Raw genomic sequence first — 14,964 nt, forward strand, 5'->3', positions numbered from 1 at the left:
GGATGCCCATCATGCACAACGGTTCTCACGACGACGCCGATGCTCACCTGAGTGCCGAACCTGCGGCGTCGTCGTCCCCCGGTGAGCAGAGCCGGGGCGAGCCCTGGGACGGACTGCTGGAAGCGGCGCGGGAAATCATGACCCACGCCTACGTCCCGTACTCCAACTACCCGGTGGGGGCGGCGGCTGTCACGGATGATGGACGCACGGTCACCGGCTGCAACGTGGAGAACGCCAGCTACGGTGTGACCCTCTGTGCTGAATGTGGACTGGTCAGCTCTCTGCATGCCAGCGGTGGTGGCAAACTCACCCACTTTGTGTGCGTGGACGGTCACGGTCAGGTGCTCATGCCGTGTGGTCGGTGCCGGCAGTTGCTCTACGAACACCGCGCACCTGAGATGCAACTGCTGACCGTCTCCGGCATCAGATCCATGGACCAGGTCCTGCCGGACGCCTTTGGTCCGCAAAACCTCTGAGGGGCCGACGCACCGTGTCGCCAGAATCCCGCGGTGAGTTCACCGCCGTTGACGTGATCCGCACCAAACGTGACGGGGGTGTGTTGAGCCCAGGCCAGATCGACTGGGTGCTGGATGCCTATGTGCGTGGTGACGTTGCGGAGGAACAGATGGCAGCACTGGCCATGGTCATCTTCTTCAACGGCATGCAGCGGGAGGAGACCACGGCCTGGACCCATGCCATGATCAACTCCGGGCAGCGCATGGATTTCTCCGGTTTGCGCCGCAACGGCAGGCGCCTGCCCACCGTGGACAAACACTCCACCGGGGGCGTGGGGGACAAGATCACGTTGTCTCTGGCACCCTTGGTGGCCGCGCACGGGGTGGCCGTGCCGCAACTGTCCGGGCGGGGTCTTGGACATACCGGCGGCACGCTGGACAAGCTGGAGACCATCCCCGGCTGGCAGGCGGAAGTTGCCCACCGTCAGTTGGTGGAACAGCTGGAAACCGTGGGAGCCGTGGTGTGCGCTGCCGGGGGAGACCTGGCACCGGCGGACAAGAAGCTCTACGCACTACGTGACGTCACGGCAACGGTTGAGGCCATCCCGTTGATCGCATCCTCCATCATGTCCAAGAAGATTGCGGAAGGTGCTGACGCCCTGGTCCTGGACGTGAAGGTGGGATCCGGTGCCTTCATGAAAACCCAGGAAGCGGCCCAGGAACTGGCGCGCACCATGGTGGCGTTGGGCACGGATGCCGGTGTGCACACCGTGGCACTGCTCACGGAGATGTCCACCCCGCTGGGAATGGCCGTGGGCAATGCCTGCGAGGTCCAGGAAGCAGTGGAGGTTCTGGCGGGAGGTGGCCCCGCGGACGTCGTCGAATTGACGCTGGCGCTGGCTGCAGAAATGCTGCAGGCCGCAGACATTGACGCCGATCCCGCCGTGGCGTTGCAAGACGGCCGCGCCATGGACACGTGGCGGGCCATGATCCGCGCGCAAGGTGGAGATCCGGATGCTTCACTGCCTCAAGCGCGTCATCACCACACGGTGACAGCCACCCACGACGGTGTGGTGACCGGCGTGGATGCTCTGCAGATCGGGCTGGCGTCCTGGGCGCTGGGTGCCGGACGGGCGCGCAAGGAGGATGCCGTGCAACCGGGCGCCGGTGTGATCCTGCACGTCAAGCCAGGGGATCGAGTGAGTCAGGGGGAGGTCCTGGCCACGCTGCACACGGACACCCCGGAAGCCCTGGAGCGGGCAGCACGCACGGTGGAGTCGGCCTTCACCGTGGAACAGGTGCAGTCAGACGGCGAGCCCAGGGCGAACGTCCTGCTGAGTCGTGTTGACGTCAAGGACTTGTAGGGTGGAGTCAACAATCACAAACCGCAACCAATCCTGAACACAGGAGCACGGGAGGACCAGCACCGTGGGACTTTTCAGCAAGAAGTCGAACTCAGAGCCCCAGGCCGAACAGGCATCCCAGCAGGAGGCAGCCCAGGCCGCCAAGCCCCTGCCCACCCAGGGTCCGCTGCGCAACCTGATCAACCGGTTGCTGGCTGACGGCGCCCAGGGCGGAAAGCTCTCCTTGGTTCAGCGCGGGAACACCATGAACCAGCAGACCGAGCGCAACGTCAACGGCTCGGTGGACACGGATTCCGGTGTGGTGGACCAGAACCACCCCATGTTCGACGACGTTGCGGCGCTCTACACCGAGTCCATGTCCCAGGAAAGCGGTGCGTGGCGCACCGTGATCATCACCGCCCAGCAGGGCACCGTGATGGTGGACTACGCCTACCCCTCAGGCCCCAACCGCACGGAGACCTACCAGGTCAACGGCGGCGCAGCCGGCCAGCCCGCACAGGGCGGTCAGTCCGGTCAGGGTGTCCAGGACGGCACTGCAACCCGCGAGGACGCAGCATCGCAGCAGGTCGGCACATCGCAGCAGCCCGGTACATCTGAGGCGGCCAACGCGGAGCAGCAGACCAACGCAGACCAGCAGCGTGCGGGCCAGTCCGCGGACAATGCCGGCGCATGGCAGGCCGCCGGGCAGAACGCATCTGCTGGTCAGAACGTTGGCTCGGCAGATCAACAGGGCCAGACCGGTGGTCAGAACCTTCAGTCCGCAGGTCAGACCCCTCAGGGTGCCGACCAGGACGCAGCGGCTGATGGTCGCGCTTCCGGTACCGGTGTTGCCGCGGCAGGTGTGGGCGGTGGCGCCCTGGCTGCTGCTGCCGCTCAGGGACGTGAAGAAGAGGGCCGCACCGCGCAGAACCCCAACCGTTCTGCCGATGACCACCAGCGCTCCACCGACCGTGAGCCCGTGCGGGATCAGCGTGACCAGTCCGCTGATACCCACAGCGCCCAGGGCCAGCAGGTTGACGGGGACACCGGCAACCAGGACACCCGCCGCTCTGAGTTTCAGGATCTCCCGGATCACGTGGATCACGACGAATGGCGTGACGACAACGCAGGCCGCTCCGGCGGTCAGGTCACCGGTGCGGCAGCAGCAGGTGCAGCCGCCGGTGCCGGAGCCCGCTCGGGCGGCGGCAACGACGCCGATGCTCCTTCCGTGGCACGCGGGGCAGACGTTGCACCGTCTTACCGCGCCGGTGAGGCCGCTGGAACAGCTCCGTCCCAGGACCGACTGGCAGAGGGCAACAAGGTGCTCAGCGAGGCCGATGTGCTGAGCCGAGTGGCCGGGGTGCAGAAGCGGCTGTTCGGCCCGGAGGGCACCGCTCGTGATGTCTCCACGGTGTTGATCCGCGTGCGCACGTTGGGTTCGTATTACGACGCCTTGACTCACGTGCGCCAGGGTGGCTTCTGGGACCAGCGCGGAACCTTTGATCTGGTGCCGGAAGAGGAGCTGAAGGTTCAGGAGCTCAAGGACGACTCCTACGTGGAAGGTGAGGGCGCGCCGCTGGCCGTCATGTTCCGCTTCCGCCCGGGCATTCCCCCGGAGGTCTCCTTTGACTACTCGGACGAGGAAGCCTTTGTGCGCTACGAGGAGCGCCTGCCCTCCCAGAACTACGTGGAGGAACTGCGGATGTACCCCCGTACGGGCGCCAACATCCCGCAGCACATGAACGACGCCCTGCAGGACTGGAACTACTGATCCGATCCCGCAACCACGACGGCGCCGGCCCGAGCTGACAAGGCGGGGCGGCGCCGTCGTCGTGTGTGGTGCCATCCATCCCAGTTCCACCATCTGATGCAAGGAAACTCATCCCATGACTGAATCCCAGAACACCCCAGATCCCGACGTTGAGTCCGGGCACGGTGGCATCCTGCGCGCGTTGCCCAAGATCAGCCTGCATGACCACCTGGACGGCAGTCTGCGCCCGGCCACGGTGGTTGACTTGGCCCGGAGTGTGAACCATTCGTTGCCCGTGGAGACCGGTGCGGAACTGGCGCGTTGGATGGTGGAAGCCGGCAACTCCGGGTCCCTGGAGTCCTACCTGACCACCTTTGAGCACACGCTGGCCGTGTTGCAGAGTGCGGACGCACTGCGTCGGGTGGCACGGGAGGCCGTGGAGGACTACGTGGATGACGGCGTGATCCACGCCGAGGTCCGGTGGGCTCCCGAACAGCATCAGGCTCAGGGACTCTCCCTCACGGACGCGGTTGAGGCTGTGCAGGCCGGACTGACCGAGGGCATCGAGGCCGCCGCGGCTGAAGGACATGAGATTTCCGTGGGCCAGCTGCTGTGTGCCATGCGGCAGAACAACCGGTCCCTGGAGATCGCTCAACTGGTGGTGGACCGCTACGATCCCGGGGCCCCCGGGGGTGTGCTCGGATTCGATTTGGCAGGGCCGGAGGACGGTTTCCTGCCCGGCCAGCATCAAGAAGCCCTGGACCTGTTGGCACAGAACCTCATTCCCGTGACGCTGCACGCCGGTGAAGCAGCCGGGATCGAGTCCATCCGAGGTGCTGTGGTGGACGGGCGGGCGCTGCGTTTGGGCCACGGTGTTCGCATCGTGGAGGACATCATGCTCACGGATGCCGCTGACGGAGACGTGTCCATCGATCTGGGTCCGGTGGCCACGTGGGTCCGGGACCGTGGCATCGTCTTGGAAGTCTGCCCCGAGTCCAACCGGCAGACCCACGCAACTCCCACCTGGAACCCTCCGGAGAACCTGGTGCGGGTCCTGGGCCCTGGCACGGCAACTCACCCCGTGGGGTTCTTGCACCGCGCAGGGTTCCGCGTGTCCTTGGGACCGGACAACCGGCTGGTCTCCGGGACGGAGATCTCCGATGAGTTGGGGCGTCTGGTGAATCTGCACGGGTTCTCCATGGACGATGTGGAGACCTTGCAGCGCAATGCCGCTCAGACCGCGTTTGTGCCCCTGGACCACCGCGTCATGCTGGAGGCCCGCATCACGGAGGAGTTCGCGGCCCTGCGGGATGCCGGCACGCAGTTGGGTTTGGGGGACCTGCTGGCCGATCAAGAGTTGCTGGGCGGTCAAGAGTTTCCGGCGGGGCACGATCAGCTGGATGCGGACGGTCAGTGGTGAGTGTGGATCAGGACAACACCCCGGGTGACCGGCAGGTCCCGGACACTGCCGCCGTCCAGTCAATAAAACCTGCGGCCGTGGGGGAGAAGTTCACGCACCTGGTCCACGTCATGGATCAGTTGCGCTCACCGGGCGGCTGCACATGGGATGCACGCCAAACACACGAGTCTCTGCTGAAGTACCTGATTGAGGAGTCCTACGAGGTCATTGAGGCCGTTGAGGCCCCCGGCGGTCCGCGAGCCCACCGTGAAGAGCTGGTGGAGGAACTGGGGGACCTGCTGCTGCAGGTGGTCTTCCACGCCCGAGTGGCCCAGGAACGCTCACCGGAGGACGGTGGATTCACCGTGGCCGATGTTCTGGAGGCCATCACCGCCAAGCTGGTGCGCCGCCACCCGCAGGTCTTCGCTCAGGACTACCAGGACACGTTGGGCACTGAGGCCTCCAATGCCGCCCTGCATTCCCGGTGGGAGGAATTGAAGAAACAGGAAAAACCGGAACGCAGCGGCCCTTTCGACGGGGTGCCACCGGGGCTGCCCGCTCTGCAGTACGCGGACAAGGTCCTCTCCAAAGCGCGCCGACACGGACTTGAACCGGCCGCACCTGCGGTGAGCGACGACGTCGTGCCGGCCGCGGACGAGGAAGAACTGGGACAGCAACTCTTTGAGTTGGTGCGCCACGGCTCTGCAGCCGGTCTGGATGCCGAGCGGGCACTGCGAGCCGCCGCGCGGCGGTACACCGAACAAGCATGAGGCGGCGTTGCCGACCGCGTGTGACGGGGGATCCAACGGCGCGTCACACGGCAGCTGGTGGCTCACCTCACGGCGAACGTCAGGCAACAATGCCGTGGGCGGCTCCTGCGGTGGTTAGGCTTGGATCAGTCTGCCCCGCGTGAGCGGATCGGGCGGCCCACAAGCCGCTGCACCTGCTCGCAGAGATGCCCGAGCACCGGGGTGGGGAAACTAGCCGACGTACCAGCAGAGGAGCACGTCCCATGGCAATGATCATCGATGTCCACGCCCGTCAGATCCTGGATTCCCGTGGCAACCCCACCGTGGAATGCGAGGTGCGCCTGGAGGACGGTTCCTTCGGCCGTGCAGCAGTTCCCTCAGGTGCCTCCACCGGTGAGCACGAGGCCGTTGAGCACCGCGACGGCGACAAGTCCGTGTACCTGGGCAAGGGTGTCCTGGGCGCTGTTGAGGCCGTCAACGAGGAAATCGCTGAAGCCATCATCGGCCTGGAATCCACCGACCAGCGTCAGATCGACCGCACCATGCTGGAACTGGATGGCACCGCCAACAAGGGCAAGCTGGGCGCCAACGCCATCCTGGGCGTCTCCCTGGCCGTGGCCCGCGCCTCCGCCGATGAAGCTGAGCTGCCGCTCTACAAGTACCTGGGCGGCCCCAACGCCCACGTCCTGCCCGTGCCCATGATGAACATCCTCAACGGTGGTTCCCACGCGGACTCCAACGTTGACATCCAAGAGTTCATGATCGCCCCGATCGGTGCAGCCACCTTCTCCGAGGCCGTGCGCTCCGGAACCGAGGTCTACCACTCCCTGAAGTCCGTGCTCAAGGACCGTGGCCTGAACACCGGCCTGGGTGATGAGGGTGGATTCGCCCCCAACCTGGAGTCCAACCGCGCTGCCCTGGACCTGATCCTGGAAGCCATTGAGAAGGCCGGCTACACCCCGGGCAAGGACATCGCCCTGGCCCTGGACGTGGCCTCCTCCGAGTTCTTCGAGAACGGCTCCTACGTGTTCGAAGGCCAGCAGCGCACCTCTGAAGAGATGGCCGCTTACTACGAGCAGCTGGTCAAGGACTACCCGCTGGTCTCCATCGAGGACCCGCTGGACGAGAACGACTGGGAGGGCTGGGCTTCCCTGACCGCTTCCGTGGGTCGCCAGGTCCAGCTGGTTGGTGACGACCTGTTTGTGACCAACCCCGAGTTCCTGGCCCGCGGCATCCGCGAGCAGGTTGCCAACGCCCTGCTGGTCAAGGTCAACCAGATCGGCTCCCTCACGGAGACCCTGGAGGCCATCACCCTGGCTCAGACCAACAGCTTCCGCTGCATGGTCTCCCACCGCTCCGGTGAGACCGAGGACACCACCATCGCGGACATCGCCGTGGCCACCAACGCCGGTCAGATCAAGACCGGTGCCCCGGCCCGTTCCGAGCGCGTGGCCAAGTACAACCAGCTGCTGCGCATCGAGGAAGCCCTGGGCGAGTCTGCCGTCTACGCCGGCGCCACCGCCTTCCCGCGTTTCACCGCGTGAGCATCTGTTTCACCGCGTGAGCGCCGAGCCCGCGCAGTGAACCCTTCACCGTGACCGTCCGGTTCCACCGCGCGGTCACGGTGTTTTTTTCAACCGGCTCAGCTGCGGGAGGACTAGACTTTCGCGTGCGCCGCGCTACCAGCAGGTCCTTCCTGCACGCCGCGGTGCCTGGGGCCACCGCGGCGCCCGGTCCGACCCCGTCCTTCACGTCACAGGAGAGATCACGTGCCCCCTGGCGATGACCACAGCGCGCGCACGGATCCCGCGCAGCCGTCACTGTCATCAGGAGTGCCGCGCGGATTCAATTCCCGACGACGACTGCTGCTGGTGCTTGTCACGTTCCTGCTGATCGTGTTCCTGGCAGCTCCCACCACCAAGATCTATCTGGACCAGCGTGCGGAGATCCAGGCGTTGGAGCAGAGCATCTCCGAGAACCAGACCTCCCGCGATGAACTCAAGCGCCAGGTGCAGCTGTGGGAGGACCCCGAATACATCCGTCAGCAAGCCCGTGAACGCCTGCTCATGGTGGAACCCGGTCAGCGCTCCTACCTTGTGGTGGGCGGTGACGCCGTGGGAGACCAGGCGCCGCGCTCCTCGGCCGTCCAGGAGGAAGCCGGACGGGCGGCATGGGCCGATGCCCTGTGGGGTTCCGTGCTGGATGCCGGGTGGCCCCAGGAACGCACCAGCCCCAGCCAGGCGGAGAACTTCCCGCAGCTGGGTGGTGGTCCAGCCCCTGTGGCAACACCGGAATCAACGGCCGACCCCACAACCGAGCCGCAGGACCAGAACGTTGAGCAGGACCAGAACGGTGGCCTGGATCAGAACACCGATCAGGGCCAGAACGCGGATCAAAACACTGATCCCAACAACCAGAACCAGAACACCGATCAGGAACAGAACTGAGGCCATCCCGTGACCGATCAGCACTCAACCGATCAGCCCACCGGGACCCCTGCAGCCCGTGGTTTGAACACCACCACGGAGAGCCTGACCCCGTCTGAGATGGATCTCCAGGTCCTCTCCCGGCAGCTGGGCAGGACGGTGCGCGACGTCGTCGAAATCCCGGCCCGCTGTGTGTGCGGCAACCCGCTGGTGGCAGCCACCGCCCCCCGACTGGCCAACGGGACTCCGTTCCCCACCGTGTTCTACCTGGCCCACCCGGTGATCACGGCAGCCGTGTCCCGTCTGGAGGCCGAAGGTGTCATGTACGCCATGACCGACCGCCTGGCAGAGGATTCCGAGCTGGCTGCCTCCTATGAAAGTTCGCACCAAGACTTCCTGGCACAGCGGGAACGTGTCCGGGTGGCCTCAGGCACCGGTGAAGTTCCGGAGATCGACGGCATTTCCGCCGGCGGCATGCCCACCCGCGTGAAGTGCCTGCACGTGCTGGTGGGTCATTCCCTGGCGGCAGGTCCTGGTGTGAACGTGCTGGGGGATGAAACCCTGCAGATGATTTCTGAGACCTGGGACCCCCAGACGTGTCACTGTGACCCCGCCTGGCGTGAAGCCTGAGTCGCGACCACGCTGCTGCTTGAAACCCCACCACAGCTTGAAGACCACCCCCTGACTGAAGGACGTGACCATGCGCGTTGGCGCCATTGACTGCGGTACCAACTCCATTCGCCTGTTGATTGCCGACCTTGGCAACGGCGGCGGAGTTGATGGAACCGCAGCCACCCTCACGGACGTGGTCCGGCTGAACACCATTGTCCGGTTGGGGCAGGGCGTGGACGCCACTGGTTGGTTGGCACAGGAGGCTCTGGACCGGACCTTTGCCGCCACGGAGGAGTACGCGCGCCTGCTCAAGGAACACGGCGTGGAGTCCGTGCGCTTTGTAGCCACCTCCGCCACCCGGGACGCCGGTAATCGCCATGTGTTTGTCAACGGCATCCGCGAGCGCCTTGGCGTGGAACCGGAGGTCATCTCCGGTGAGGAGGAAGCCGCGTTGTCCTTTGCCGGTGCAGCGTTGGTGGCCCCGCCCACCAACGCTGAGGACCGTGTCCTGGTGGTGGATCTGGGCGGTGGTTCCACAGAATTCGTCCTGGGTTCTTCAGAGGGCATCATCGCTGCCCGCAGCGTGGATGTGGGCTGCGTGCGCATGACTGAACGCCACCTTGGCTCCAACCCGCCCACGGAACGCCAGCAGCAGGCCGTTCTGGAGGACGTGGACCGCGCCATTGACCACGTCCTGCAGGCCGTCCCGCTGGGAGAAACCCAGAGCTTGGTTGGCGTGGCCGGATCGGTCACCACCATCACGGCCCATGCCCTGGGCCTGGATGACTACGATGCCGAGCGCCTCAACGGCACCGTGCTGGAGGCCCAGAAAATCCGGACGGCCTGCCGCGAGCTCACGGAGATGACCCGTGAGCAGCGCGCTGAGTTGCCGTTCATGCACCCGGGACGTGTGGACGTGATCGGGGGAGGTGCGCTGGTGTGGGGTCGAATCCTGGAACGTGTCATGCAGGAGACATCCGGGCGCGTGCATTCGGCCACCACCAGCGAACACGATATTTTGGACGGCATTGCACTGTCACTGACATCTGACTGAACCGGAACCCCCATGCCCCAGCCCCGGACCGCACAAAGCCCCGCCCCACAGCAGGAAAATGCCGTGGAGCACGGGAAACCACTGGTGGGCAGCTCCAGGTCGGGGGCACGTACGGCCGTCATGACGCGCATGCGCACTTACGTGGGGGTTGGGGTCACCGGGGTGGTGGCTGCAACAGGTGTGTTGGCGGGCGTTGTCGTGGGGGAATCCGGGGAAACGGGCCTGGCCACGCCGGCCCACGCGCATCCGGTTGCCCAGGTCCCTGGTCAACCCGCCCCGGACGGGCCGGCACCGTCGATCCCCATCACCGATCCCACGGACATTCCCACGTTTGAGTCCGTGCGTTCGCTCAATGCCCAGGAAGCGCGGCAGGCCGAGTACTGGTTGGATCAGTACGGTGTCCGTGACGCCTGGGACGAGGCCACGGGGGACGGTGTGAAGATCGCCGTGATCGACACCGGCGTGGACGGCACCCATCCGGACCTGGAGGGCGCGGTCGGCAAGGGCACGGACGTCTCCGGCGTGGGATCCTCCAACGGCCAAGAGGGGCTGGGTGCCGAACCTCCGCACGGCACCATGGTGGCCTCCGTGGCAGCCGGTCGGGGCCACGGCTCATCCAGTAGCACAGGGGTGGGAGGCAATACCGGCGTCATTGGCGTGGCGCCGGAGGCAGAGATCCTGCCGGTTTCCACCTGGCTGGGCACCGAACGCTCCGACGTGCGTTCCACCGACGAACAAATTCCCGACGCCGTGCGCTGGGCCGTGGACAACGGGGCGGACATCATCAACATGTCCGTGGGCTCCCCGCAACAGACCTGGCCGGAATCCTGGGACTCCGCCTTCGAGTACGCCGAAGAGAAGGACGTCCTGATCATTGCCGCAGCCGGAAACCGCGGCAACGGCATCACCCAAGTGGGGGCTCCCGCCACCATCCCCAGTGTGCTGACCGTGGGTGGCGTTGGACGCAATGGTCAGGCCGGTGAGGAATCCTCCTCCCAGGGCATCTCCATTGCCGTGTCCGCACCGTCGGAAGACCTGGTGGGGGCGGTGCCCGGGGACGGGTACAGGGAGTGGACCGGGACCTCTGCTGCTGCACCGATCGTGGCGGGAACCGCGGCACTGATCATGGAGAAGTACCCGGATCTCAGCGCCCAGGAAGTCGCCTACCGGATCACCGCCTCGGCCCAAGACGCCGGTGTCCCGGGACGTGACCCGCTGTACGGGTACGGGATCCTGGACGTCAACGCGGCGGTGACCGAGGACCTGCCGCCCATGGAGGGGGACGGGCCACTGGGCTCCATGGCCGAATGGATCCAGATCCACCGGCGCCATGACGCCACCTCCACCGCAAGTGCCCAAGCCAGTGCCATGCCCTTGACGGAAGACGTCACCGCCGAAGCCGTCCCACCCGACCCCGTGGTGCCGCTGAACTCCACCGGGGCGTTGCCCATTGTCATCCTGGCTGGATTCGGTGTGCTGATCGCAGGCCTCACAGGTGCTGCCGCCTGGCACATCCGGTGGTTGCTCAAGCGCAAACCGTGACCTGTGGACACTTTGGTCAACCATGACGGTGTGAGTCGAAACAAGCTGTGATGTAGGGGCCTGGCCGCACAGTGCACAGTCGTCTGCGTTTAGACTCTTGGGCATGGTTGACAATTTCTTGGCAAAGGACCGGAACCGGATCCTGATCGTCGGCGGTGGCTATGTTGGCTTCACCGTCGCCCAGCAACTTCAGAAGCGCATCAAGGCTTCCGGGGGCATCGTCACGGTGGTGGACCCCAACCCGTACATGATGTACCTGCCGTTCCTCCCGGAGGTCGCAGCGGGCAGCATTGAAGCTCGCTCCGCAGTGGTCTCCCACCAGCAGTACCTCAGCGATTGTGAGCTGGTCTCCGGTCGCGTCACCGGCATCAACCACGCCGAGCGCGTGGCCACCGTCCAGACCATCGCTGACGGCCCCGTCCTGGAAATCCCCTACGACGAAATCGTGGTGGCCGGCGGTTCCGTGACCCGTGCCTTCCCCATCGAGGGCCTGGGCGAATCCGCCATCGGCATGAAGTCCATCGAGGAAGCCGTGGCCGTGCGCAACTGGGTTCTGGAGCGCATTGGCATTGCCTCCCAGACCACTGATGACGCCGTTCGCCGCCGCGCGCTGACCTTCGCCGTCGTGGGTGGCGGGTTCGCCGGTGTGGAAACCATCGCCGAGCTCGAGGACATGGCCCGCACCGCTGTGGCCCGTGACCCCCGCCTGAAGGTCTCTGACCTGCGCTTTGTGATGGTCGAGGCCATGGACCGGATCATGCCGGAGGTCTCCAAGGAGCGTGCGGAGAAGGTTGTGGCCCACCTGCGCTCCCGCGGCATCGAGGTTTTGCTGAACACCTCCCTGGACTCCGCCGTGGACAACCACCTCAAGCTGATCAACATGAAGGACAAGTCCCCGGCCGGCGAGATCGACGTGGACACCCTGATCTGGACCGCCGGTGTGGCAGCCAACCCGCTGTCCAAGAGCTCGGACTTCCCGCTTGACGAGCGCGGCCGCGTGCGTGCCGGTGCGGACCTGCGCATCACCGGCGACGACGGCCCCATCGAGAAGGCCTGGGCAGCCGGCGACACCGCCGCTGTGCCGGATCTCTCCGGTGGTGGCGTGGGTGGCTTCTGCGTGCCCAACGCCCAGCACGCCGTGCGTCAGGCACACGTGATGGTCAAGAACATCCTGGCCGCTCGCGAAGGCCGCGAACTGCAGGACTACTACCACGAGAACATCGGTGCCGTTGCAGGCTTCGGTCTGAACAAGGGTGTGGCCAACATCAAGGGTGTGGAGTTCCAGGGCTTCCCGGCCTGGGCCATGCACCGCCTGTACCACGGTGCTGCCATCCCCACCATCGAGCACAAGTCTCGTGTGTTCACCGAATGGGGTCTGAACATGATCTTCGGTCGCAACACCGCGCCCATCCGCCACGTGCGTGACCCGCGCCTGAACTTCCAGTCGGCCACCGGCCAGGAAGTGGTGCGCACCAAGATCAAGCTCTGATCATGGTGTGAGGGTTCGTCCCCTTTCGTCTCCGTGAACGGCATCCCACCGTCAAGGTGGGGTTCTGTCGGGGATTGGGAGGGGCCGCCCCATGCCCCCATAGCCCAATCGGCAGAGGCAGCGGACTTAAAATCCGCCAAGTGTGGGTTCGAGTCCCACTGGGGGCACCTTGTGTGCCGGCTCAGCTTCCGTGCCGGTTCCGGCGCAGGCTCGGACTTTGCGCACGGATGAGTGCGTGCTCCGTGCACCGGATCGCATTTATCCGTGCGCAAAGTTCGAGTCAGCTGAGCACGGAACGCCATGCCCGCAGCTCCCGCTCCGCGTGACGCAACGGCGAGCCTTCAAAGGGCGAGGGCTGCGACTGCATCTTCCGAGGTGACGTTGTGCTTGGCCGGGGGTGTCGGCCTGAGTTGGACCTCTCGGGCCTGGTTTGAGAGATTTCAGTAGCGTTTCTGCTGGTCGTGGGGTTTCCAGGGTGGCTGGATGGGTCACTAATTGGGGGTAGGGTCGGGGGTTGTGAGCCCGTTTCTGAGGAAGGTGACCACGGCGTCTGGCGCGACTGCCGTGCAGGTGGTCGCTAAGGAGGGTCGGCGGAACAAGATCCTTGAGCACCTCGGGTCCGCGCATACCGAGGCTGAGCTCGCTGTTTTGATGAGGGCCGGCCGGGACAAGCTCAATGCTGGTCAGGAGACTCTCGACCTCGGCTTGGAGCAGGATCCCCAGGCAGCTGTGGTGCGGTCCTTGCGGTCGCGCTTGCTGCTGGACGTGCTCCAGGCGACCTGGAGAGGGCTTGGTTTCGATGCGCTCGAGGACGAGGCGTTCTTCCAGCTCGTCGCCGCGCGTTTGATCTTCCCGACCTCGATGCTCGACTCCGCTCGCGTGCTGAGCGAGGTGGGGATCGATCCGGTGCATCGTTCAACGATGAAGCGCTGCCTGACCCGAATCCAGCAGTGCAAGTACCGCGACCAGATAGCGAAGAACTGCTTTGAACATGCCTCGACCAGCGGCGATATCTCTCTGGTGCTCTATGACGTCACCACGCTCTACTTCGAGGCCGAGCACGAGGACGAGCTGCGGAAGGTCGGCTACTCGAAGGAGCGCCGAGTGGATCCGCAGATCGTGGTCGGGCTGCTGGTGGATCGGGGCGGGTTCCCGCTCGAGATCGGTTGCTTCGAGGGCAACAAGGCCGAGACCACGACGATCGTGCCGATCATCCAGCAGTTCCAGGCCCGCCACGGTCTGGCGGACATGGTCGTCGTCGCTGACGCCGGGATGCTCTCCACCGCGAACCTGACCGCCCTTAACGAAGCGGGACTGCGGTTCATCGTCGGGTCGCGGCAGGTCAAAGCGCCCGGTGACCTCGCCAATCATTTCCACTGGCACGGTGATGCGTTCGACGATGGGCAGCTGATCGACACCATCACCCCACGTCACGGCAACACGAAAACCGACACGAAGCAGCACCGCCGGGAGCCGGTCTGGGACCCGATGGAGCATCCCGGGCATTGGCGGGCGGTCTGGGCGTTTTCGAAGAAGCGCGCGACCCGGGACGGGCACACGCTGACCGCGCAGGAGAACCGAGCCCGCGCTGTGATCGACGGGGACGTGACCGTGAAGTCGACGCGGTTCGTGAAGACCACAGCGGCCGGTCGCAGCCTCGACGAGGCCTCCCTCAAGCGGGCACGGAGTCTCGTGGGGCTGAAGGGCTACGTCACCAACATTCCCGCGACGGTGATGTCTGCGGCGGAGGTGCTCTCCAGCTATCACGACCTGTGGCAGGTCGAGCAGTCCTTCCGGATGAGCAAGACGGACCTACAGGCCAGGCCCATGTTTCATCGGCAGCGGGACGCGATCGAAGCTCACCTCACGATCGTGTTCACCGCCCTGGCAATGGCCCGTCTCCTGCAGGCCCAGACGGGGTTCAGCATCCGCAAGATCATCCGGACCCTACGGCCGTTGCAGGACGTGACCATCACCCTGGCCGGCCAGGACATCACGGCCAAGGCCGAGCTCACCGACGATGCCCGCACCATCCTCAAGGCCCTCAAGATGACTTGACGCATGGGTCACTAAACCTCGATCCACCGATCGGCCGTGTGCTGTGGGGGTCGCCTCGGACGGAGCCTCGGTTCGCTATTTGGGCGT

General features: G+C 65.5%; 12 protein-coding genes and 1 tRNA gene. All 13 read left to right on the plus strand.

Features of this window, described 5'->3' with window-relative positions:
- The first annotated feature begins 11 nt into the window (after nucleotides 1-11).
- The 13 genes from GTW58_RS03805 (at nucleotide 12) to GTW58_RS03865 (ending at nucleotide 14,877) form a co-directional block, all read left to right on the plus strand.
- Nucleotides 12-476: a cytidine deaminase gene (locus GTW58_RS03805; RefSeq protein ID WP_081993845.1), complete on the plus strand. Its 465-nt coding sequence runs from the start codon at nucleotides 12-14 to the stop codon at nucleotides 474-476.
- A 14-nt stretch (nucleotides 477-490) separates the two neighbouring features.
- Nucleotides 491-1,819, plus strand: coding sequence for a thymidine phosphorylase (locus GTW58_RS03810; protein WP_047690068.1), 1,329 nt, complete (start codon nucleotides 491-493; stop codon nucleotides 1,817-1,819).
- 64 nt (nucleotides 1,820-1,883) lie between these two features.
- Nucleotides 1,884-3,569 carry a hypothetical protein gene (locus GTW58_RS03815; RefSeq protein ID WP_119932313.1) on the plus strand — a complete coding sequence of 562 codons (1,686 nt, stop codon included), beginning with the start codon at nucleotides 1,884-1,886 and terminating at the stop codon, nucleotides 3,567-3,569.
- Between the two features lie 115 nt (nucleotides 3,570-3,684).
- On the plus strand, nucleotides 3,685-4,968 hold the full coding sequence (locus GTW58_RS03820) for an adenosine deaminase (RefSeq protein WP_119932312.1): 1,284 nt from the start codon (nucleotides 3,685-3,687) through the stop codon (nucleotides 4,966-4,968).
- Nucleotides 4,969-4,970: 2 nt separating this feature from the next.
- Nucleotides 4,971-5,717, plus strand: a complete 747-nt coding sequence (locus tag GTW58_RS03825) for a MazG nucleotide pyrophosphohydrolase domain-containing protein (RefSeq protein WP_231559405.1) — start codon at nucleotides 4,971-4,973, stop codon at nucleotides 5,715-5,717.
- Between the two features lie 242 nt (nucleotides 5,718-5,959).
- A complete protein-coding gene (eno, locus tag GTW58_RS03830; RefSeq protein ID WP_119932311.1) occupies nucleotides 5,960-7,240 on the plus strand; it encodes a phosphopyruvate hydratase in 1,281 nt (426 codons plus the stop codon).
- Nucleotides 7,241-7,465: 225 nt separating this feature from the next.
- The gene (locus GTW58_RS03835) at nucleotides 7,466-8,143 is read left to right on the plus strand and encodes an FtsB family cell division protein (protein WP_232817951.1); all 678 of its coding nucleotides are present in this window, start codon (nucleotides 7,466-7,468) and stop codon (nucleotides 8,141-8,143) included.
- 99 nt (nucleotides 8,144-8,242) lie between these two features.
- Nucleotides 8,243-8,752, plus strand: a complete 510-nt coding sequence (locus GTW58_RS03840; protein ID WP_119932385.1) for a DUF501 domain-containing protein — start codon at nucleotides 8,243-8,245, stop codon at nucleotides 8,750-8,752.
- A gap of 70 nt (nucleotides 8,753-8,822) precedes the next feature.
- Nucleotides 8,823-9,788 carry a Ppx/GppA phosphatase family protein gene (locus tag GTW58_RS03845; protein WP_047690079.1) on the plus strand — a complete coding sequence of 322 codons (966 nt, stop codon included), beginning with the start codon at nucleotides 8,823-8,825 and terminating at the stop codon, nucleotides 9,786-9,788.
- Between the two features lie 12 nt (nucleotides 9,789-9,800).
- Nucleotides 9,801-11,330, plus strand: a complete 1,530-nt coding sequence (locus tag GTW58_RS03850) for a S8 family peptidase (protein WP_232817950.1) — start codon at nucleotides 9,801-9,803, stop codon at nucleotides 11,328-11,330.
- Nucleotides 11,331-11,433: 103 nt separating this feature from the next.
- Entirely contained in the window at nucleotides 11,434-12,819 is a 1,386-nt protein-coding gene (locus GTW58_RS03855) for an NAD(P)/FAD-dependent oxidoreductase (protein WP_119932309.1), read from the plus strand.
- Between the two features lie 93 nt (nucleotides 12,820-12,912).
- Nucleotides 12,913-12,986: transfer RNA gene (locus GTW58_RS03860), tRNA-Leu, on the plus strand.
- Nucleotides 12,987-13,335: 349 nt separating this feature from the next.
- Nucleotides 13,336-14,877 (plus strand): IS1634 family transposase, encoded by a 1,542-nt coding sequence (locus GTW58_RS03865; RefSeq protein WP_119933836.1) that lies wholly within the window; start codon nucleotides 13,336-13,338, stop codon nucleotides 14,875-14,877.
- Nucleotides 14,878-14,964 lie beyond the last annotated feature (87 nt).

Origin of the sequence: Kocuria subflava (assembly GCF_012163155.1) — a bacterium.
GTDB lineage: Bacteria > Actinomycetota > Actinomycetes > Actinomycetales > Micrococcaceae > Kocuria > Kocuria subflava.